Origin of the sequence: Pseudomonas sp. MD330_10 (genome assembly GCF_042610415.1) — a bacterium.
GTDB lineage: Bacteria > Pseudomonadota > Gammaproteobacteria > Pseudomonadales > Pseudomonadaceae > Aquipseudomonas > Aquipseudomonas rhodesiae.
Window position 1 is genome coordinate 1 of record NZ_JBHGZU010000078.1, and the last position, 276, is coordinate 276.

The window sequence follows — 276 nt, forward strand, 5'->3', positions numbered from 1 at the left end:
GCGATTTTCATGGTCGGTCCAGACCACCGAATCGCCTGAAACCAGCAGCCGCTGCGCCAGCCCATGGCTCCAGCCAAACCCCAGCCCAACGTCGACTTCCACCGCGCTGGTGCGATACAGGCGCGTCCACTCGAACGGCAACACCCCATCCAGAACACCGTCAGTCAGGGTCAGCAATTCCTCGCCGGTGACCATCGATACGGGGCAGCCGTTAGTGACGGTTTTATCCGCAGAAGCCGCCGCATCGCCGTTCGGGGTTTTCCCCGAAACAGGCAC

The 276-nt window shown here is 62.3% G+C and carries 1 protein-coding gene; it reads right to left on the reverse strand.

Annotated features, from left to right (window positions below):
• Positions 1-276, reverse strand: a 276-nt coding sequence (locus ACFZPT_RS26680) for a DUF6531 domain-containing protein (RefSeq protein ID WP_146039244.1), incomplete at both ends; no start/stop codon positions are given.